Source organism: Streptococcus sp. F0442, assembly GCF_000314795.2.
Lineage (GTDB): Bacteria > Bacillota > Bacilli > Lactobacillales > Streptococcaceae > Streptococcus.
Map to the genome: position 1 here is coordinate 369,318 of NZ_KB373316.1, position 20,064 is coordinate 389,381.

Consider the following 20,064-nt stretch of genomic DNA (forward strand, 5'->3'; position numbering starts at 1 on the left):
GTTAAAAACTCAGGGATTCTTTTTATTTTGAAGAACTGCTACTGGTTTCGGTTGAAGAAGAGCTAGTCTCTTCTGGGTGCAATTCTTTATAGCTTGGTGCTTTGAAGAGATCCACAGTGGATTCATTTCCACGTTGGTTGTAAAGGCTGGTTGATTTATCGCCTTTTTCCTTTTCAATCTTCTTCAATGCCTTGAAGGAATTGGTGTAGGAATAATCATCTGGATTGACTTTACCAAGGTCATTGCCCTTGAAGAAACGAAGGAGATCACCCGTCTGGATGCTATCGCTAATCTTCAATTGGAGGTTGGCAGCTTCTCGGATCTTATCCAGCTGCTCCTTGGTTTTTTCATCCGGGTTGGTGATCTCCTCTCCTGTTTTGGTGTAATAGGTCCGACCACTGTAGCTCGTGTACTCAGGAGTCACAAAGTAGTTCGCCGAGCGGAAAGCTACAATTTGATCATGATCTGGTGAGAGCATGTCTTGACCAACTTGGAGGAACTTGTTGGCTTCAATACCTAGCAAGTGTTCCAAGGTTGGGAGCATATCGATCTCACCACCATAGGTATCGATGATGCCTCCCTTATCCATACCTGGAATGACTACCATATACGGGACTCGTTGCAACATGGCATTGTCATAACTAGACCAGGTCTCAGAGTTCTTGCCAAGTAGTGGGGCGAGAGCTGGGTTGCGGGAGTTGGAAATTCCGTAGTGGTCACCGTAGAGAACGATGATTGAATTTTTGTAAAGACCAGATTCTTTTAGGTAATCAAAGAAGGCCTTGATCGAAGAATCTAGGTAGTTAGCGGTCGCAAAATAGCCATTGATGGTTTCGTCCTGTGTCTTAGCCAGTGGGAAGCCAAGATCATCTCCTGATAAACTCGTTGTATAAGGGTAGTGGTTGGAAACCGTAATGAACTTGGTATAAAAAGGCTGTTGCATTCTTTCCAGGTATTTGATGGAATCCTTGAGCATGTATTTGTCATTGAGACCATACTGGAAGGAATTACTACTGTCTTGTTTGGTGAAGTAGCTGGCATCAAAGAAATAATTGTAGCCCCATTGTTTATAGGCTGTATTTCGGTTCCAGAAACTTCCAGCATTCCCGTGGAAAACAGCGCTCGAATTGTAACCGTTTTTAGAGAGAATAAATGGAGCAGCCTGTTGGGTATTAGTTCCACCATAGTTGACCATAAAGGAACCTTGGTTGAGTCCAAAGAGTCCAGTTTCAATCATAGTCTCAGCATCAGATGTTTTCCCTGCCTTGACTTGGTTAAACACATTTGAAAATGCAAAAGTTTCCTTTGAATGGTAGAGTGAGTTTAAGAAAGGCGTCACTTCATATTCTTTATCGTCCACTTTCAACTTGTAGTCGATAAGGAATTGTTGGAAACTTTCCAAGTGAATGTAGATGACATTTCGACCTTTTGCCATTCCGAAGTATTCCGGATTAGCCTTGGCATAATGTTGCTGGACATATTCTTCAACCGGTGTTAGATCAGCTTCAGAAGCTTTGGAACGTTCTTTGTTGGCAGCATAGGTCTGATTAGCACTGTAACCTAGAAAGGCTGGTAAGCCTAGGGCACGAACGACATAGTAGTTTGAGAACCCACGAGTCAAGAGCTCAGGTCGGTCAATTTCTGCGAGGAAAAGGTTAGCCGAAAAGAGCATAGCTGATAAAGAGGTAACCGCAAAACTAGCTCGTTTATTGAAGGGACGATTGTCCATTCGAATCCATTTCTTAAAGAAGAAGAAAGCTAGAATAGGGAAATCTAGAATGTAGATCACATCCCAAGGTCGGAACAATTCTAAAGCAGCAGCTCCGAGACCGGCAGAAACCTTGCTGGAAGCCAACATGGTATTGACCGTTACGAAGTCTGTAAACTCTCGATAATAGATGGAGTTGGAAATCAACCAAATAAATAAGAGAAGGTAGATCCCAAAGGCCAAACTATAAAAGAGCTTGGTTCGTTTGATATAAAGTGCAAGACCAATGAAGAGCAGACTGATCGGCAATGGGTTGATCACTGCTAGAAAAATCTGATACGGTCCCTGAATGTCTAAATTAAAATCAACTGAATAGGCCCACATGGTTTTGAACCAGTAGAGCAACAGAAGGGTCAAGACAAATCCTAGTCTGGTACTCATGAAATTGAGTATCGAATTCGTAATTTTTTTCACAAAATGTTACTTCCTTGTCTTATTTCCTAAAAATTTTCATATACAAGTATACCACAATTTTATGGAGAAAGAAAAAAATGACTGTAAAGCAGAGGAAAGAAATAGGAAAGATCAGGGATATGAAATCGTAAAAAGCTAAAGGATAAGAGCTGAAATAAAATGGTAAAAAAAGTTCTAGTAAATAAAGCCTCCCTTTGTGAAAAACACAGACTTTTGCTATAATAGAGGATATGAAAAAACTCACAGTTAGTAGCCAAGTCGCAACAAAAATCAAACAAGGACAATCCCTTCTTGAAAAGCAAGATTTTGACTCACTTCCCGCTTTGGATCAAGCGGTTCAATTGCTTTCAGGAGATGGACAATCCCTCGGGGTCGGATACTTATCTGAACAAAATAAAGGGATTGGATGGTTTGTTTCACAAGAGTTGGTCGCTTTTGATCAAGACTTTTTTAAAAAGCTTTTCATCAAAGCCAAGCAATACCGTCGTTCTTATTATGCGGATGAAACGACGACAGCCTTTCGTCTTTTTAACCAAGAGGGAGATGGTTTTGGTGGCTTCACGGTTGACTTGTATGGTGAGTTTGTTGTCTTTTCTTGGTACAATCCCTTCGTATTTCAGATCAAGGAAACCATTCTAGCGGCCTTTCAAGAAGCTTTTCCAGAAGTCCGAGGTGGCTATGAAAAGATTCGCTTTAAAGGCTTGGACTATGAATCGGCTCATGTCTATGGAGAAGAAGCTCCGCAAGAATTTTTGATTCTTGAAAATGGGGTCTCTTACCAAGTCTTTCTCAATGATGGCTTGATGACGGGGATTTTTTTGGATCAGCATGAAGTTCGAGGTAGCTTGGTAGAGGGATTAGCGGCTGGTAAGTCTTTGCTCAATATGTTCTCCTATACGGCGGCCTTCTCTGTGGCTGCGGCAATGGGTGGAGCAGTAGAGACGACTTCGGTCGATCTGGCTAAGAGAAGTAGAGAATTATCAGAAGCGCATTTTGTGGCAAATGGCTTGGCGCTGGATGCTCATCGTTTTGTCGTGATGGATGTCTTTGACTATTACAAATATGCCAAACGCCATGACCTAAGCTATGATGTGATCGTGCTTGATCCGCCTAGCTTTGCGCGGAATAAAAAACGGACATTTTCAGTCGCTAAAGATTATCATCGATTGGTCAGCGAGGCTCTCGAGATTTTAAATCCAGGTGGGACCTTGATTCTCAGTACCAATGCGGCAAATGTGACCAAAGATAAATTTAAAAAACAAATCGAAAAGGGATTTCAAGGTCGTAAGCATCGCTATGTAGCGGAATACGGACTTCCGGGTGATTTTCGATGGAACAAGAAAGAAGAAAGTAGTAATTACTTAAAAGTATTTACGATTAGGGTGGATGTATGAAGTTAGTTGTTTCGATTATGCCTCGCTCCTTAGAAGAGGCGCAACAACTAGATAGTTCGCGTTACGAGGATGCAGATGTTATTGAGTGGCGTGCGGACTTTTTAGAAAAAAGCGAGATCTTAACCGTTGCTCCTGCAGTTTTTGAGAAATTTGCTGGACGCGAGATTTTATTCACCTTGCGGACTCGAGCTGAAGGTGGAGGGATGGAGCTGACTAATGAAGAATATGTTGGGATCCTAAAAGATATTCAATCCATCTATCATCCGGATTATATCGATTTCGAGTATTATAGTCACCGTGAAGTCTTTGAAGAGATGTTGGAATTTTCAAATCTTGTTCTCAGCTACCATAACTTCCAAGAAACTCCGGAAAATATGATGGAGATCTTATCGGAATTGACCAGTTTTTCTCCAAAATTAGTCAAAGTATCTGTCATGGCCCACAATGAACAAGATGTTCTTGACTTGATGAATTATACGCGTGGTTTCAAGACGCTGAATCCTGAGCAAGAGTATGTAACCATTTCCATGGGCAAGGTCGGGAAAATTTCACGTTTGACAGCTGATTTGACAGGCTCTTCTTGGTCTTATGCTAGAGTTGGAGAAGAAAGTGCTCCAGGTCAAATTCCTCTTGAAAACATGAGAAGAATTCGGGAGTTATTAAATGAAGATTGACGGATATACTCGGATGGCAGCGGTCATTGCCCATCCCATTCGTCATAGTATCTCTCCTTTCATCCATAATCTAGCCTATGAATTAACAGCGACCAATGCTGCTTACCTGGCTTGGGATATTGCTGAAGAAGATTTAGAAAGCACTGTCAGCCAAATTCGTAAGTTAGAGATGATTGGGGCCAATATTTCCATGCCTTTTAAGCAAAAGGTCTTTCCTTACTTAGATGAAGTGGATGAGATGGCTCTAAAGATCGGCTCTGTCAATACCATCGTTCACCGTGATGGCAAGCTTAAGGGCTATAATACGGATGGGATTGGTTTCTTTCGTAGTTTACCTCCTGCTTTCTCTATTAAGGGAAAAACAATGGTTCTCTTAGGGGCAGGTGGTGCAGCTCTAGCGATTATTGCGCAGGCCATTCATCTAGGTGTGAAACGTATCCTTGTCTTTGTGAGAGAGGAGAGATTGGTTCATTATCGTTCAATTGTTCAGTTGATTGAAGATGGCTTTGATTTTTTGATAGAATTGTATGCGATTGAGAAAAATGAAGATGTTCAAAACTCTTTTCATCAAGCTGATCTTATCTTAAATGCCACTGGTGTAGGGATGGATGGTCAGTCTCTTCCGATAGCGAGTCACTTGACCTTTCCCCCACATGCCTTAATCGTAGAGATGGCCTACTATCCAGCAGTGACCCCCTTTCTGCAATTTGCGGTGAATCAAGGAAACCAAAGGGTAAATGGGTTAGGAATGCTCTTTTATCAAGCTGAGGCAGCCTTTGAATTGATGACTGGGAAACCATTTCCTACGGAGTCTGTATGGAAAGCATTGACAACAGAATACCAACAATTTGTATGTGATTAAGAGAGTTTGTTACCTTATCACTATTGAATAAGCCTTATGAGATTAAAGTAGGAACTGATTTTTAAAAAATCAGTCTTGCTCTAGTCTCTTTTTCGTTTCGATTGAGACATGTGCCCTATTTCATGATAAGATAGAATGAAAGAATAACACGAAGGAGATTCCTATGAACCTATCGGTACCTATTCCAGGACATTCCTATGATATTGTGATTGAAAGAGGTGGGCTCAACCAGGTTGGAGACTGGTTGCGCACTCTTTGGGGCGATAAAAAAATCGCGATCATTTCAGATAACCGGGTGGCTAAGCTGTATGCATCTATCGTAGAGAAAAGCTTGCAGGAAGCTGGTTTTCAAGTGGTACGCTTTGACTTTCTTCAAGGCGAAGCTAGTAAGAATCTTACGACTGTTTCGAAAGTTTATGACTTTCTAGCTACCCAGGGCATGACACGTAGTGATGGAATCGTTGCTCTTGGGGGTGGCGTAGTTGGTGATTTGGCTGGTTTTGCGGCCTCTACCTATATGCGGGGAATTTCCTTTGTTCAGATTCCGACTAGCTTGACCGCCCAGGTGGACTCTTCTATCGGTGGAAAGACTGGAGTCAACACAGCCTTTGCCAAAAACATGGTGGGCACCTTTGCCCAACCGGATGGTGTGTTCATTGATCCTGAAGTGTTGAGCACTTTGGGACACCGTGAATTAATCGAAGGAATGGGGGAGGTCATCAAGTACGGTCTCATCCAAGATACGGAACTTTGGCAAGAATTGGAAGCTATGGATGGCTCTGTCGAAAGTATATTAGAGCATGCAGAGAGCATCATTGCCCATTCTTGTCTGGTGAAGCGTGACCATGTGGTAGCAGATGAGCTGGACAATGGGATTCGACTGTATCTCAATTTTGGACATACTATTGGTCATGCCATTGAAGCGACAGCGGGTTATGGACAGGTCATGCATGGGGAAGCCGTCAGTATGGGCATGGTGCAGCTGTCACGAGTTGCAGAAGAAAAGGGCTTGATGCCAAAGGGAATCAGCCAACAAATCGAAGAAATGTGTCGGAAATTTGGACTTCCAGTGGTCTATGAGAACTGGGATAAAGAAGCCCTTTATCAAGCCTTGACCCATGACAAAAAAGCGCGTGGGACTAGCTTGAAATTAGTGATTGTTCCAGAGTTGGGGCAAGCTGCGATTCATCAAATCCCTCTTCAAGAAATGAAGGACTTTATAGAAAGAAAGGAATAAGGTCGTATGAGATATTTAACAGCAGGAGAGTCCCATGGTCCTCGATTAGCAGCCATCATCGAGGGGGTCCCGGCCGGCCTTCCTTTATCAGAAGAGGATATTAACAAAGAGCTCAAACGTCGACAAGGTGGCTATGGTCGTGGTGCACGGATGAAAATCGAGAGTGACCGTGTTGAGATCACATCAGGGGTTCGTCATGGCTTGACCATGGGAAGTCCGATTACTCTGAACGTGACCAATCTGGATCACCAAAAATGGCTGGAGATCATGAATGTAGCACCGGTCGAAAAGAAAAAGAAAGATCTGCGCAAGATTACTAAACCGCGTCCTGGCCATGCTGACCTAGTCGGAGGAATGAAATACCGTTTTGACGATCTTCGTAATTCGCTCGAACGTTCTTCTGCCCGTGAGACGACCATGCGTGTAGCCGTTGGTGCAGTTGCTAAACGGATTTTAGAAGAGATCGGCCTTGAAGTGACCAGCCACATTGTCAATTTTGGGGGAATCGAGATTACAATTCCCGAGAATCTAACCGTTTCCGAAATCAAGGAAAAGGCATCTAAGTCGGAAGTTTCGATTGTTGTCCCAGAACAAGAAGAAGCCGTTAAGGCTTACATTGACCAGGTGAAAAAAGATGGTGATACCATTGGGGGAATTGTGGAAACCTTGGTTGGCAGTGTGCCTGTTGGACTAGGATCCTACGTGCAATGGGACAAGAAATTGGATGCCAAAATCGCTCAAGGAGTGGTCTCTATCAATGCCTTTAAGGGAGTTGAGTTCGGTCTTGGTTTTGAAGCAGGTCGCCTAAAAGGTAGTCAAGTCATGGATGAAATCATCTGGTCTGAAGAAGCTGGCTATACCCGTCGTACTAATAATCTTGGTGGTTTTGAAGGGGGCATGACTAACGGAGAGCCCATTCTGGTTCGTGGCGTCATGAAGCCTATTCCAACGCTTTACAAACCCTTGATGAGTGTGGATATCGAAACCCATGAGCCGTATAAGGCAACAGTTGAGCGTAGCGATCCAACGGCTCTACCGGCTGCAGGTGTCGTGATGGAAGCAGTGGTCGCAACGGTCCTTGCTACAGAAGTGCTTGAAAAATTCTCATCCGATAACTTGGAAGAACTGAAAGAGGCTGTTGCCAAGCACCGGGACTTTACTAAGAATTTTTAAGAGAAAGAGTTTTCCTTTGGAGAAGAAAGTTGTATATATTGCAGGGTTGGGCTTGATTGGTGCTTCCCTCGCGCTAGGGATTAAAAGGGCCTACCCAAATGTGACCATTCTTGGTTACAATCGTAGTGAAGCCTCTCGAACCATCGCCCTTGAAAGAGGAATGGTGGATCAGGTGACGGATGATTTCGCTGCCTTTACCCCTTTAGCGGATGTGATTATTTTGGCACTTCCGATTAAGCAAACCAAGTCTTACTTAGAAACTTTAGCTGGTCTGAATTTGAAAGACCAGGTACTAGTGACAGATGCAGGCTCTACCAAGGCAAAAATTGTCGCACAAGCTGAAAAGGTGTTTAAAGACAAGGCCGTACGCTTTGTGGGGGGACATCCCATGGCGGGGAGTCATAAGACAGGTGCAGCTTCAGCGGATGCCACCTTATTTGAGAACGCTTATTATATTTTTACCCCTTCCAGCTTGACCACAGGAAGTGCCATGGAAGAGTTGAAAGAGCTTTTGAGTGGATTGGGATCCCGCTTTATCGAAATCGATGCCGAGGAACACGATCGGGTAACCTCCCAGATCAGTCATTTCCCCCATATTTTAGCATCGACTCTGGTCGAGCAGGCCGTAGCTTATGGGGAAGAGCATGAAATGACCCGTCGTTTTGCGGCTGGTGGTTTTCGTGATATGACAAGGATTGCAGAAAGTGAGCCAGGCATGTGGACCTCTATTCTCTTGTCCAATCCTCAAGCTATATTAGAGCGGATTGCAGATTTTAAAGAGCGCTTGGACCAAGTGGCTGAAACCATTCAAGCAGATAACGAAGAGGCCATTTGGTCATTTTTCCATGAGGGACGTAAGCACCGAAAAGAAATGCAGATCCATCAGAGTGCTGGACGCGATAGTGCCTATGATCTCTTTATCGATGTCCCCGATCAGGAAGGTGTCATTCTTGAGATCCTGCAAATCCTACAAGGAATTTCCTTGGTTAATATTCACATCAATGAAGAGAATCGTGAAGATATCCACGGGATTTTGCAGCTGACCTTCAAAAATGCAGAAGATCAGGAGCGGGCCCAAGCATTGATCAGCCAAGCAACGTCTTATACCGTCCTTGCTCGCTAGGTCTAAAGTAGGATTTGCGTCAAAGTACCTGCTTCATTTTAGGAATTTATAGGAAAAAGCAGTATAATAGAAGTATCTTATCAGTAAAGGAGCCTATCTCATGGCAAATATTTATGATGTCGCAAATGAACTTTCTCGGACTCTTCGAGACCTTCCTGAATACAAGGCTGTCGTAGAAAGCAAGCAAGCGATCGAAGCAAATCCAGAAGCGAAAAGCTTGTTTGACGAATATGTCGCTTTCCAAAATCAATTGCAAGGTTTGATGCAATCCGGTCAACTTCCAACAGAAGCTGTGCAACAAGAAATGAAAGGCTATATGGAGAAGATCCAAGCAAGTCCAATTGTGAATGAATTTTTCACCAAACAACAACAATTATCTATTTATCTTGCGGATCTCGAAAAGATTATTTTTGAGCCGATTCAAGATTTATACAAATAAAAAGACTACCAGAGTTGTGAATTCACTCTGGTATTTTCGTTCGTCAGGTGATGGAAAAAAGCTCAAAAAATGCTAGGAAACATTCGTTTTTTGTTCCAAGTTTTTGATCAAAAATTGAATTCATGCCCTATTTATGATAGAATATGTGGAAAAGCACTCTGGAGAACGGTATGAAATTAAGAACCAATAGCAAGGGCCTACGAGGAACCATTCGTGTACCGGGTGACAAATCCATTAGTCACCGATCCATTATTTTTGGAAGTCTCGCAACAGGCGAAACCAAGGTTTATGATATCTTGCGAGGCGAAGATGTGCTTTCTACAATTCAGGTGTTTCGAGATTTAGGAGTTTCCATCCAGGATGAAGGGGATGTGATTCGGATTCAAGGGGTAGGTTTTCAGGGCCTTCAAGCTCCGACCGCACCCCTTGATATGGGCAATTCAGGAACTTCTATTCGTTTGATATCAGGTGTCCTAGCGGGCCAGGATTTTTCAGTGACCATGGTCGGAGACGATAGTCTATCCAAACGTCCTATGGATCGTGTAGCGATTCCACTGCGTCAGATGGGGGTAGAGATTGCTGGTCAAGGAGAGCGTGATTGCCCGCCTTTGCATGAAAAAGGGACGCATCAGCTTCAAGCCATTCATTACCGTTTGCCAGTCGCATCGGCTCAAGTCAAGTCGGCTCTCATCTTTGCTGCTCTACAGGCTGAGGGTGAATCGACGATTATCGAGAAGGAAAAGACACGTGACCATACAGAGGATATGATTCGCCAATTTGGTGGGGAGATCCAGGTAGACGGAAAAACTATCCAAATCCAGGGTGGCCAAGAGTTCCAGGGTCAAACAGTCATCGTTCCTGGAGATATTTCCAGTGCGGCCTTTTGGTTAGTGGCTGGACTCATCCTTCCAGAGAGTGAGATTAAGATTGAAAATGTTGGCATCAACCAAACGCGGACAGGGATTCTCGATGTCATCCAGGAAATGGGGGGAGATCTCACTGTTGAGGATCGGGATGAAAAAGCTGTCTCGGCAAGTCTTACTGTTAAGACTTCGTCCTTAAAAGGGATTCGGATTGATGGGGAGTTGATTCCACGCTTAATTGATGAATTGCCGATTATTGCCTTACTTGCGACACAAGCAAATGGTCAAACTGTGATTGCGGATGCTGAAGAGCTTCGTGTGAAAGAAACAGACCGTATCCAGGTCGTAGCAGATAGCCTCAATGCTATGGGAGCCACTGTCGTGCCAACGGAAGACGGCATGATCATCACTGGACCGACTCCTCTACATGGAGCAGACCTAGAGACCTTTGGAGATCACCGGATTGGGATGATGGCTGCCATTGCTGCCTTATTGGTGAGTGATGGAAATGTGGTGCTGGATCGGGCAGAGGCCATCAACACCAGTTACCCTAGTTTTTTTGAAGATTTGGAGACCTTACTGCATGGCTAAAATTTTACTTGGTTTTATGGGAACAGGTAAAACGACTGTTGGTCGTATTCTTGATCCAAAATTCCATGATATGGATGAATTAATTGTTGAAGAGATCGGTATGTCGATCAATGACTATTTCGCAGTGGAAGGGGAAGCTGCCTTTCGTCGCCGTGAGGCTGAGATGCTGGAGCGCTTATTGGAAAATGAAGCGGCTATTATCTCTCCTGGAGGTGGGATTGTTGTCAACCCTCATAACCGTGCCCTCTTGGAAAAAAATCCGCATAATATCTATTTGCGCGTGGATTTTGAAACCTTGTACAGTCGCATTCAAAATGACAAAGCTATGCAACGTCCCCTCTTTTTAAACAATTCCAAAGAAGAATTCAAGAAGATTTTTGATGGCCGTTTGCCTTTGTATGAAGCGATTGCTACCCATATTGTGGATGTTAAGGACAAAACACCTGAAGAAATTGCGGAGATCATTCGATGCTTGTAGGCTATCTTGGTCCCAAGGGATCTTTTACCCATGATGTGGCCACTCATAGTTTTCCAACTTCTGAACGCATTGCCTATCGGACGATCACAGATGTCATCAAGGCTTATGAGAATCACGAGATCGATTTTGCGGTTGTCCCAGTTGAAAACTCGATTGAAGGTAGTGTCCATGAGACCATTGATTACCTCTTTCATCAAGGGACCATTCAGGCCGTTGCAGAAGTGGTCTATCCCATCAAGCAACAGCTCTTGGTGGCTAAAAAAGACCGCCCCATTCGAACGGTCTATTCGCATCCACAGGCCTTGGCCCAAGGGAAGGTTTTTCTAAGAGCCCATTATCCGGATGTGGCCATGGAAATGACGGCTTCAACAGCTTATGCGGCTCGCTATGTAGCAGAGCATCCAGACTTGGAAATTGCAGCGATTGCCCCTCTGGCAGCAGCCAGTGAGTATGGCTTGGAAGTCCAGGCCAAAGACATCCAAGAAATCGAGGACAACTATACACGTTTTTGGATTTTAGGGGCCAAAGAGCCAGCGATCTCAGAAACTTTAAGTCCAGTCCTTCAAAAAGTTAGCTTGGCCTTGACCTTACCAAGTAACTTGGCAGGAGCCCTCTATAAAGGCTTGTCCACCTTTGCGTGGCGGGGGATTAATTTAACCAAGATTGAAAGTCGCCCTCTAAAAACAGCTTTAGGAGAATACTTTTTCATTATTGACCTCCTAAATGAAGCGCCTGATCTTCTGCAGTTTGCCTATCAAGAATTAGACAGTTTGGGCATTCAGACAAAAATCTTGGGTCAGTATCAGGTCTATACTTTAAAAGATAACGGAATGGAGAAAAGATGAGTAACGAATCCCACTTTCTATCTCACCATGAGCGAAAGCGATTAGAGTACTTATACTCAAATTTTCATTATTTGAATGAACGAGAACAACTAGAATACAATTACCTGCTCAAGAAGAGCCAAGGAGCTTATGAGGAAGCAGAAGCCCTTCAACCTGAGGTAGACGCTACAGAAGAAGTGCAAGGTGAGATTGCTGAACCGATTGGTGACCTTCCTGTTTACCAATCACGTAGCAGAAAAACAAAGAAAAAAGCAGTCGCTGCGACGAGCGATCTACCTAAGAAACCACGGAAAAAGATCCGCATCAAGCGGATCCTCAAGTGGATAGCTCTCTTTTTCTTGCTCATTATCGGTGGCATGGTCTTTATGTTTGTGAAAGGCCTCAACAGTAAACCAGCTGGGAAAGATGCCAAGCCTGCTGTCGTCGAGAAATTTAACGGCAAGAAGTCGCGAGATGGGGTCAATATCCTGATCTTGGGGACAGATGGTCGGATCGGTGAGAAATCAGATGAGACTCGGACAGACTCCATCATGGTGGTCAATGTCAATAACAAAGAAGGCAAGATCAAGATGGTCAGCTTCATGCGGGATACACTGGTCCATATCGATGGTGTCAGCCAGCAAAATATTCCTGAATATGATGGCTACTACGACCAGAAGCTCAATACGGCCTTCACCATCGGGGAGCAAAATAACAATCAAGGGGCTGAATTGGTGCGTCAGATGCTCAAAGATAACTTTGACATTGACATCCAATATTACGCCATGGTCGATTTTAAGACCTTTGCGACAGCAATCGATACCCTCTTCCCAAATGGGGTCGAGATGAATGCGCAATTTTCAACGGTTGATGGCGAAAAAGTCAGTGAAGTAGAAGTGCCAGATGATTTGAACATGAAAGACGGTGTCGTTCCGCAGCAAACCATCAAGGTTGGAAAACAACGGATGGATGGCCGGACCCTTCTCAATTACTCGCGTTTCCGTAAGGATGATGAAGGAGACTTTGGTCGGACCCGTCGCCAACAAGAGGTCATGTCCGCTATCATGCATCAGATCAAGGATCCAACCAAACTCTTTACGGGATCTGAAGCCCTTGGGAAAGTCTTTGCCATGACGTCTACCAATGTTCCTTTCTCCTTCCTATTGACCAATGGACTTGGACTAGTCGGAAGTGCTGGAAAAGGAATTGAACGAGTGACCATCCCAGAAAATGGAGATTGGGTCGATGCCTACGATATGTATGGTGGCCAAGGCCTGTTGGTCGATTTCGATGCTTATAAAAAGAAATTGTACCAAATGGGACTGAGATGATATAATAAGGGGATAGGAGTTTTGGACTCCACCCCTTTTAATTTGTAGAAAGATAGAAAACGATGTTAAAGAAAAATGAAATTGTAACGGTTGAGATTGTCGATTTGACCCACGAAGGAGCCGGAGTAGCTAAGGTCGATGGCCTGGTCTTTTTTGTGGAGAATGCCCTGCCAGGAGAAATCATCCGCATGCGCGTGCTTAAAGTCAACAAAAAGATTGGCTACGGAAAAGTAGAGGAGTACTTAGAAAAATCCCCTCATCGTAATGAAGAGCTTGATCTTGCCTATTTACGAAGCGGAATCGCCGACTTGGGCCACCTAGCTTATCCGGAGCAGCTGAAATTCAAGGCCAAGCAGGTCAAGGATAGCCTCTACAAGATGGCGGGAATCACTGATATCGAGGTGCCCCTTACCTTGGGAATGGACCATCCTGTCCAATACCGCAACAAGGCCCAAGTCCCTGTTCGTCGGGTCAATGGTCAGGTAGAGACTGGCTTCTTTCGGAAGAACTCTCATGATTTGATGCCGATTGAAGACTTTTATATTCAAGATCCCGTCATTGACCAAGTGGTCTTGGCGCTTCGGGAGTTGATTCGTCGTTTCGATCTCAAACCATATGATGAGAAGGAACAGTCTGGCTTGATTCGGAATCTGGTGGTCCGCCGAGGACATCATTCTGGAGAAATCATGGTCATTTTGGTCACCACTCGTCCCAAGATTTTCCGTGTGGACCAGTTAATCGATCAGTTGATCAAGCAGTTCCCAGAGATTGTGTCTGTCATGCAAAATATCAATGACCAGAATACTAATGCCATTTTTGGAAAAGAATGGCGGGTTCTCTATGGTCAAGATTACATTACGGACCAAATGATGGGGAATAGCTTCCAAATTTCTGGACCAGCCTTTTATCAGGTCAATACAGAAATGGCAGAGAAGCTCTACCAGACAGCTATTGACTTTGCGGAGTTAAGTGAAGATGATGTGGTGATCGATGCCTATTCAGGAATCGGAACTATTGGCTTATCAGTCGCTAAACATGTCAAGGGAGTTTATGGAGTCGAAGTTATCCCAGAAGCAGTAGAAAATAGCCAGAAGAATGCTAGTATAAATGGCATCACCAATGCCCACTATGTCTGTGATACAGCTGAAAATGCCATGAAGAATTGGCTCAAGGAAGGCGTTCAACCAACTGCCATCCTGGTCGACCCACCACGCAAGGGCTTGACCGAAAGCTTTATCAAAGCAAGCGCCCAAACAGGATCTGACCGCATCGCCTATATCTCCTGTAATGTCGCAACCATGGCGCGTGATATCAAACTCTATCAAGAGTTGGGATACGAATTGAAGAGAGTACAGCCGGTGGACCTTTTTCCGCAAACGCATCATGTTGAGGCGGTAAGTTTGCTAGTCAAGGAGTAAAACGACGAAGATTAGCATTTACTTCCGCCCATGCGATAGCTGTCCGTGATTGACAAGTGCTAGCACGCAGACAGAACGGAGATAGCGAACCGCTGAGTGTGTCGCTCTGCTCGTAAAAGCTTAGAAACCTTTGAACGAAAGGGATAATGAAAGCCTTGATTGCAAGGCTTTTTGCTTTATGGTGGGTAAGTATCAGAGTGAGAAAATTTTTGGAATGAGTAGAAGTGATAGCTAGAAATTATCAGTTTCTATTTCCATTTACCCTGTGGGTACGTGTTTGTTTCCATTGACAAGGAGTTTGTGGGAATAGAAATGTACCCACCTTGTTTGAATCAAGTGAAGTGTAGTTGAAGGAAATCTGTTGAAAGCAATACTTCATTTTACCGAATAAGTAATAATTTAGGCAACTTCAAATCGATTAAAAAAAACTATTTTAAAGGTTAAGAGTAGACAAAAATTGTCCACTCTTTTTTGCAAACTCAATTTATCAATAAATGAAATGAGGGAATGTAAAATGAAATATTTTGAGGTTGAGTTAGAAAATCCTGATGAATTTTTAAAACTACAAACAGAAGATTTTGTGAAAGCTAATCGCTTGCTACTAAGGAAGATAATCCAGAGCGTTACAGTCTATGAAGAAAACTTCGTCATATCCTTTAAATCTGGCATCGAATTGGAAGTATGAGTCTCATTCCATAACTTTTATATTGAACATATCATCTTGTTGTGTTATACTGTAAATTGATATAAACAAAGATGTAGGAGGAACCGAAACTATGACAGCCTCAATGCGTTTAAGATAAGCTGGCAATAAAAAAAGCAGAATCTATACCCGATGATAGGCTTTTTTGTTGTGCTTATTTATACGATATTGAGCATTCATTAGTTACGGTGAGGATATTGGTTATTTAACTATACCTTTATTTAACTATGTCTTTAATATGAATGTTTCCAAATTGTATGTATGCAGACCAAAAGCCACATTGTGGGGTTTGGCCTGCATTTTTTATTGCCTAGAATGCTATTCAAAATAGAAATTCAAGCAAAATAATATGCAGGAGATAATATAAATGGAAAAATACAACAATTGGAAACGAAAATTTTATGCAATATGGGCAGGGCAAGCAGTATCATTAATCACTAGTGCCATCCTGCAAATGGCGATTATTTTTTACCTTACAGAAAAAACAGGATCTGCGATGGTCTTGTCTATGGCTTCATTAGTAGGTTTTTTACCCTATGCGATTTTGGGACCTGCCATTGGTGTGCTAGTGGATCGTCATGATAGGAAGAAGATAATGATTGGTGCCGATTTAATTATCGCAGCAGCTGGTGCAGTGCTTGCTATTGTTGCATTCTGTATGGAGCTACCTGTCTGGATGATTATGATAGTATTGTTTATCCGTAGCATTGGAACAGCTTTTCATACCCCAGCACTCAATGCGGTTACACCACTTTTAGTACCAGAAGAACAGCTAACGAAATGCGCAGGCTATAGTCAGTCTTTGCAGTCTATAAGCTATATTGTTAGTCCGGCAGTTGCAGCACTCTTATACTCCGTTTGGGATTTAAATGCTATTATTGCCATCGACGTATTGGGTGCTGTGATTGCATCTATTACGGTAGCAATTGTACGTATACCTAAGCTGGGTAATCAAGTGCAAAGTTTAGAACCAAATTTCATAAGGGAGATGAAAGAAGGAGTTGTGGTTCTGAGACAAAACAAAGGATTGTTTGCCTTATTACTCTTAGGAACACTATATACTTTTGTTTATATGCCAATCAATGCACTATTTCCTTTAATAAGCATGGAACACTTTAATGGAACGCCTGTGCATATTTCTATTACGGAAATTTCCTTTGCATTTGGGATGCTAGCAGGAGGCTTATTATTAGGAAGATTAGGGGGCTTCGAAAAGCATGTATTACTAATAACAAGTTCATTTTTTATAATGGGGACCAGTTTAGCCGTTTCGGGAATACTTCCTCCAAATGGATTTGTAATATTCGTAGTTTGCTGTGCAATAATGGGGCTTTCGGTGCCATTTTATAGCGGTGTGCAAACAGCTCTTTTTCAGGAGAAAATTAAGCCTGAATATTTAGGACGTGTATTTTCTTTGATCGGAAGTATCATGTCACTTGCTATGCCAATTGGGTTAATTCTTTCTGGATTCTTTGCTGATAAAATCGGTGTAAATCATTGGTTTTTACTATCAGGTATTTTAATTATTGGCATTGCTATAGTTTGCCAAATGATAACTGAGGTTAGAAAATTAGATTTAAAATAAACAATATTGGAGGAATATTTATGTATCTTATTTTCATGTAACTCTTCCTGCTAAAATCGCAGGGTTTTCCCTGCATACAAGCAAATGAAAGCATGCGATTATAGACAGGAGGAAATGTTATGGAATTAATAATAAAAGCAAAAGACATTCGTGTGGAATTCAAAGGACGCGATGTTTTAGATATAAATGAATTAGAAGTATATGATTATGACCGTATTGGTTTAGTAGGAGCAAATGGTGCTGGAAAAAGCACTTTACTCAGGGTACTTTTAGGAGAATTAACTCCCCCAGGATGTAAAATGAATCGTCTGGGTGAACTTGCCTATATTCCCCAGTTGGACGAAGTAACTCTGCAGGAGGAAAAAGATTTTGCACTTGTAGGCAAGCTAGGTGTTGAGCAATTAAATATACAGACTATGAGCGGTGGTGAAGAAACAAGGCTTAAAATAGCACAGGCCTTATCGGCACAGGTTCATGGTATTTTAGCGGATGAACCTACGAGCCATTTAGACCGTGAAGGAATTGATTTTCTAATAGGACAGCTAAAATATTTTACAGGTGCACTGTTAGTTATTAGCCATGACCGCTATTTTCTTGATGAAATAGTAGATAAAATATGGGAACTGAAAGATGGCAAAATCACTGAGTATTGGGGAAACTATTCTGATTATCTTCGTCAGAAAGAGGAAGAACGTAAGAGCCAAGCTGCAGAATACGAACAATTTATTGCGGAACGTGCCCGATTGGAAAGGGCTGCGGAGGAAAAGCGAAAACAGGCTCGTAAAATAGAACAGAAGGCAAAAGGTTCTTCAAAGAAAAAAAGTACTGAAGACGGAGGGCGTTTAGCTCATCAAAAATCAATAGGAAGTAAGGAAAAAAAGATGTATAATGCTGCTAAAACCCTAGAGCACAGGATTGCGGCCTTAGGAAAAGTAGAAGCTCCGGAAGGCATTCGCAGAATTCGTTTCAGGCAAAGTAAAGCATTGGAGCTCCATAATCCATACCCTATAGTCGGTGCAGAAATTAATAAAGTATTTGGGGATAAGGCTCTGTTTGAAAATGCATCTTTTCAAATTCCGTTAGGAGCAAAAGTGGCGTTAACTGGTGGTAATGGAATCGGAAAAACAACTTTAATCCAAATGATCTTAAACCATGAAGAAGGAATTTCTATTTCGCCTAAGGCAAAAATAGGTTACTTTGCACAGAATGGTTACAAGTACAACAGTAATCAGAATGTTATGGAGTTTATGCAGAAGGATTGTGACTACAATATATCAGAAATTCGTTCAGTGCTAGCATCTATGGGGTTCAAACAGAACGATATTGGAAAAAGTTTATCTGTTTTAAGCGGTGGAGAAATTATAAAATTGTTGCTTGCTAAAATGCTCATGGGTAGATATAACATCCTAATAATGGATGAACCCAGTAACTTCCTTGACATACCAAGTTTAGAGGCTTTGGAAATACTAATGAAGGAGTACACCGGAACTATCGTGTTTATCACCCACGATAAACGATTACTCGAAAATGTAGCAGATGTAGTTTATGAAATTAGAGATAAGAAAATAAATCTGAAACATTAAATTTAAGGTAGTCGCTGGTCAGTATAGTCTGTTCTGGTTGGCGACTCCATTGTTAAAGAGTATAAAGACTTTAGATTTTATGAATATTAAAAATAGGAACAGTCAATTGAACTGCTCCTATTTTTCTGCTAAATATATTGTAGTTTTCTTATATGTATAATGATAGATTAGCGGATTCTCATCTACGGTACTTACTTCAAATATGAAGAAGTGATCGCGGTTATCTCTGGACTTTTCCTTATTGAGGACAAAGTAATTCTTACGTGAAGTCGCCATTGTTTTTAGGATATCATCAGTTAGGAAGGTCAATGGAATATTCATGTTAGAGTAGCGGTAGAAGTCACGTTCAAAATCTTGGTAGCTCTCGCTATAATAGTCCATTTGTAGGTGATTACGCTGAAACTCAAGCTGATTCATAGAGCACCTCCTCGACAAGTTCAATACTAATAATGTCTTTTAATTTCAAATTGATGTGACCTGTTGTAGTTTTTATCAAAATGAAATCTTTGGTCAGACTTGGTATTGTTCCAGTGTAGGAAACACGCTTGTTTTTTTCAATCACTTGAATGCGTGTGCGTAGCTGCCCGGCGTATACTTGACTGAGGAGTAATAATTTCTTCTCTAGTGATAAGTCAGACATGTACGTTACTTTGTTTGTATCATCAGAGAGTGCTGATGCATGTTCAGATAGGAAAAAGCCCATCCATTTTTGCATCTTTGTATCCTGGTACTCTCTTGCTGATTGAAATGGTAAATATGAACGGTCAATCATATCAAATCCTTTCTATGCAGAGGCAAGGGTATTTTTATCAAATTGAATCGTAAAACCTTGAATTCCCCCACCTGTGTAACATTCTTTAAAGCGATTGATTACCTCAGTATAGATTATCACAGATGAGCTTGTTGGCTTAATGCTAAATGTAAATTCCAATGGTAATCGGTTTTCAGATTTAGCATGTACTAGTCGTATCGATATTTCAGTTGTTTTGAGTTTTCTCTGACGAAGTTTTGAAGTTGCTGTTTCAACGATTCCATGTAAAAATCTTTCAAGCATTTCAATATCATTACATCCTTTGCTACGGATTTCTGAAAATTGTACTGTATTTTTTTCTTGTTTCATTTTAATCCCTCCAATCCACCCGCGGAATGACCACCGATAAGTTTACTGCGTTCAATATTTCTGGAACCTTCAGTTAGGACGGTTCCTTTTTGTATGGCTAAAAAACCAAACTGTTCTCTGACAACATCAATAGCTGTCTGAAGTCTATTATCTTTTTCAATTTGTTCTACATCATCAAAGAGTGATAGTAGAGTATAGCTTTCATCTACGAAGCCACTATAAGATACACCAATTTGTCTCACTGCACCAGAGGTGTATTTTTTCGGAATAATACAAGTACATGACTCACCATTGTTTTGGGGAGATTTGCGGGTTCAATTTTATTCTGAGCATTTATAGATTTTTTCATCTCAGTCCTAGAATAGCCAATATGAATAGAAACGACAGTAGTCAATACTAGGGCTACTGTTCCGTTCCACAGTATCATTTAAAAATCATTTTCACACCCTTTCGTCTATTAGTATAGAAGAAAGCTCTCAGCACA

20 protein-coding genes are annotated in these 20,064 nt (G+C 42.1%); 15 read left to right on the forward strand and 5 right to left on the reverse strand.

Annotated features, from left to right (window positions below; translation table 11 throughout):
* Positions 1-22: 22 nt before the first annotated feature.
* A complete protein-coding gene (locus tag HMPREF9186_RS10865; protein WP_037614226.1) occupies positions 23-2,182 on the reverse strand; it encodes an LTA synthase family protein in 2,160 nt (719 codons plus the stop codon).
* 230 nt (positions 2,183-2,412) lie between these two features.
* Between HMPREF9186_RS10865 and HMPREF9186_RS10870 the strand changes: the two genes are divergently transcribed.
* The 15 genes from HMPREF9186_RS10870 to msr(D) all read left to right on the forward strand — a co-directional run bounded on the left by HMPREF9186_RS10870 (position 2,413) and on the right by msr(D) (position 18,460).
* On the forward strand, positions 2,413-3,576 hold the full coding sequence (locus HMPREF9186_RS10870) for a class I SAM-dependent rRNA methyltransferase (protein WP_009732712.1): 1,164 nt from the start codon (positions 2,413-2,415) through the stop codon (positions 3,574-3,576).
* On the forward strand, positions 3,573-4,250 hold the full coding sequence (aroD, locus tag HMPREF9186_RS10875; RefSeq protein WP_009732713.1) for a type I 3-dehydroquinate dehydratase: 678 nt from the start codon (positions 3,573-3,575) through the stop codon (positions 4,248-4,250). The genes HMPREF9186_RS10870 and aroD overlap by 4 nt, the downstream gene beginning before the upstream one ends.
* Positions 4,240-5,112, forward strand: a complete 873-nt coding sequence (gene aroE, locus HMPREF9186_RS10880) for a shikimate dehydrogenase (RefSeq protein ID WP_009732714.1) — start codon at positions 4,240-4,242, stop codon at positions 5,110-5,112. The genes aroD and aroE overlap by 11 nt, the downstream gene beginning before the upstream one ends.
* Before the next feature lie 163 nt (positions 5,113-5,275).
* The gene (gene aroB, locus HMPREF9186_RS10885; RefSeq protein ID WP_009732715.1) at positions 5,276-6,349 is read left to right on the forward strand and encodes a 3-dehydroquinate synthase; all 1,074 of its coding nucleotides are present in this window, start codon (positions 5,276-5,278) and stop codon (positions 6,347-6,349) included.
* A 6-nt stretch (positions 6,350-6,355) separates the two neighbouring features.
* Positions 6,356-7,522, forward strand: a complete 1,167-nt coding sequence (gene aroC / locus HMPREF9186_RS10890) for a chorismate synthase (protein WP_009732716.1) — start codon at positions 6,356-6,358, stop codon at positions 7,520-7,522.
* A 16-nt stretch (positions 7,523-7,538) separates the two neighbouring features.
* A complete protein-coding gene (locus HMPREF9186_RS10895) occupies positions 7,539-8,645 on the forward strand; it encodes a prephenate dehydrogenase (protein ID WP_009732717.1) in 1,107 nt (368 codons plus the stop codon).
* A 100-nt stretch (positions 8,646-8,745) separates the two neighbouring features.
* On the forward strand, positions 8,746-9,084 hold the full coding sequence (locus HMPREF9186_RS10900; protein WP_009732718.1) for a YlbF/YmcA family competence regulator: 339 nt from the start codon (positions 8,746-8,748) through the stop codon (positions 9,082-9,084).
* A gap of 170 nt (positions 9,085-9,254) precedes the next feature.
* Positions 9,255-10,538, forward strand: coding sequence for a 3-phosphoshikimate 1-carboxyvinyltransferase (gene aroA, locus HMPREF9186_RS10905; RefSeq protein WP_009732719.1), 1,284 nt, complete (start codon positions 9,255-9,257; stop codon positions 10,536-10,538).
* Positions 10,531-11,016 (forward strand): shikimate kinase, encoded by a 486-nt coding sequence (locus HMPREF9186_RS10910; protein ID WP_009732720.1) that lies wholly within the window; start codon positions 10,531-10,533, stop codon positions 11,014-11,016. The genes aroA and HMPREF9186_RS10910 overlap by 8 nt, the downstream gene beginning before the upstream one ends.
* Positions 11,007-11,861 (forward strand): prephenate dehydratase, encoded by an 855-nt coding sequence (gene pheA, locus HMPREF9186_RS10915; protein WP_009732721.1) that lies wholly within the window; start codon positions 11,007-11,009, stop codon positions 11,859-11,861. Before HMPREF9186_RS10910 ends, pheA begins: the two co-directional genes overlap by 10 nt.
* Positions 11,858-13,171 (forward strand): LCP family protein, encoded by a 1,314-nt coding sequence (locus tag HMPREF9186_RS10920; RefSeq protein ID WP_009732722.1) that lies wholly within the window; start codon positions 11,858-11,860, stop codon positions 13,169-13,171. The genes pheA and HMPREF9186_RS10920 overlap by 4 nt, the downstream gene beginning before the upstream one ends.
* A 62-nt stretch (positions 13,172-13,233) precedes the next feature.
* On the forward strand, positions 13,234-14,589 hold the full coding sequence (gene rlmD, locus HMPREF9186_RS10925) for a 23S rRNA (uracil(1939)-C(5))-methyltransferase RlmD (RefSeq protein ID WP_009732723.1): 1,356 nt from the start codon (positions 13,234-13,236) through the stop codon (positions 14,587-14,589).
* Positions 14,590-15,103: 514 nt separating this feature from the next.
* Positions 15,104-15,274: a hypothetical protein gene (locus HMPREF9186_RS10930; protein WP_000873143.1), complete on the forward strand. Its 171-nt coding sequence runs from the start codon at positions 15,104-15,106 to the stop codon at positions 15,272-15,274.
* Between the two features lie 385 nt (positions 15,275-15,659).
* A complete protein-coding gene (gene mef(A), locus HMPREF9186_RS10935; RefSeq protein ID WP_000417519.1) occupies positions 15,660-16,877 on the forward strand; it encodes a macrolide efflux MFS transporter Mef(A) in 1,218 nt (405 codons plus the stop codon).
* Between the two features lie 119 nt (positions 16,878-16,996).
* On the forward strand, positions 16,997-18,460 hold the full coding sequence (gene msr(D) / locus HMPREF9186_RS10940; protein WP_009730792.1) for an ABC-F type ribosomal protection protein Msr(D): 1,464 nt from the start codon (positions 16,997-16,999) through the stop codon (positions 18,458-18,460).
* 117 nt (positions 18,461-18,577) lie between these two features.
* Here msr(D) and HMPREF9186_RS10945 read toward each other — a convergent pair whose 3' ends face one another.
* Genes HMPREF9186_RS10945 through HMPREF9186_RS10960 form a run of 4 tightly spaced genes read right to left on the reverse strand, consistent with a single transcriptional unit; the run spans position 18,578 to position 19,822 of the window.
* Positions 18,578-18,877 (reverse strand): DUF5960 family protein, encoded by a 300-nt coding sequence (locus HMPREF9186_RS10945; protein WP_001072467.1) that lies wholly within the window; start codon positions 18,875-18,877, stop codon positions 18,578-18,580.
* Entirely contained in the window at positions 18,864-19,232 is a 369-nt protein-coding gene (locus tag HMPREF9186_RS10950; protein WP_000567222.1) for a hypothetical protein, read from the reverse strand. The genes HMPREF9186_RS10945 and HMPREF9186_RS10950 overlap by 14 nt, the downstream gene beginning before the upstream one ends.
* Positions 19,233-19,244: 12 nt before the next feature.
* The gene (locus HMPREF9186_RS10955) at positions 19,245-19,580 is read right to left on the reverse strand and encodes a DinB/UmuC family translesion DNA polymerase (protein WP_000806926.1); all 336 of its coding nucleotides are present in this window, start codon (positions 19,578-19,580) and stop codon (positions 19,245-19,247) included.
* Positions 19,577-19,822, reverse strand: coding sequence for a hypothetical protein (locus HMPREF9186_RS10960; RefSeq protein ID WP_001813542.1), 246 nt, complete (start codon positions 19,820-19,822; stop codon positions 19,577-19,579). The genes HMPREF9186_RS10955 and HMPREF9186_RS10960 overlap by 4 nt, the downstream gene beginning before the upstream one ends.
* Positions 19,823-20,064: the final 242 nt, after the last annotated feature.

Excerpts from the sequence above, each read along its gene's own strand:
- HMPREF9186_RS10870 (WP_009732712.1), top strand. The coding sequence starts at position 2,413 with ATGAAAAAACTCACAGTTAGTAGCCAAGTCGCAACAAAAATCAAACAA.
- aroD (WP_009732713.1), top strand. The coding sequence starts at position 3,573 with ATGAAGTTAGTTGTTTCGATTATGCCTCGCTCCTTAGAAGAGGCGCAA.
- aroE (WP_009732714.1), top strand. The coding sequence starts at position 4,240 with ATGAAGATTGACGGATATACTCGGATGGCAGCGGTCATTGCCCATCCC.
- aroB (WP_009732715.1), top strand. The coding sequence starts at position 5,276 with ATGAACCTATCGGTACCTATTCCAGGACATTCCTATGATATTGTGATT.
- aroC (WP_009732716.1), top strand. The coding sequence starts at position 6,356 with ATGAGATATTTAACAGCAGGAGAGTCCCATGGTCCTCGATTAGCAGCC.
- HMPREF9186_RS10900 (WP_009732718.1), top strand. The coding sequence starts at position 8,746 with ATGGCAAATATTTATGATGTCGCAAATGAACTTTCTCGGACTCTTCGA.
- aroA (WP_009732719.1), top strand. The coding sequence starts at position 9,255 with ATGAAATTAAGAACCAATAGCAAGGGCCTACGAGGAACCATTCGTGTA.
- HMPREF9186_RS10910 (WP_009732720.1), top strand. The coding sequence starts at position 10,531 with ATGGCTAAAATTTTACTTGGTTTTATGGGAACAGGTAAAACGACTGTT.
- pheA (WP_009732721.1), top strand. The coding sequence starts at position 11,007 with ATGCTTGTAGGCTATCTTGGTCCCAAGGGATCTTTTACCCATGATGTG.
- HMPREF9186_RS10920 (WP_009732722.1), top strand. The coding sequence starts at position 11,858 with ATGAGTAACGAATCCCACTTTCTATCTCACCATGAGCGAAAGCGATTA.
- rlmD (WP_009732723.1), top strand. The coding sequence starts at position 13,234 with ATGTTAAAGAAAAATGAAATTGTAACGGTTGAGATTGTCGATTTGACC.
- HMPREF9186_RS10930 (WP_000873143.1), top strand. The coding sequence starts at position 15,104 with ATGAAATATTTTGAGGTTGAGTTAGAAAATCCTGATGAATTTTTAAAA.
- HMPREF9186_RS10945 (WP_001072467.1), bottom strand. The coding sequence starts at position 18,877 with ATGAATCAGCTTGAGTTTCAGCGTAATCACCTACAAATGGACTATTAT.
- HMPREF9186_RS10950 (WP_000567222.1), bottom strand. The coding sequence starts at position 19,232 with ATGATTGACCGTTCATATTTACCATTTCAATCAGCAAGAGAGTACCAG.
- HMPREF9186_RS10955 (WP_000806926.1), bottom strand. The coding sequence starts at position 19,580 with ATGAAACAAGAAAAAAATACAGTACAATTTTCAGAAATCCGTAGCAAA.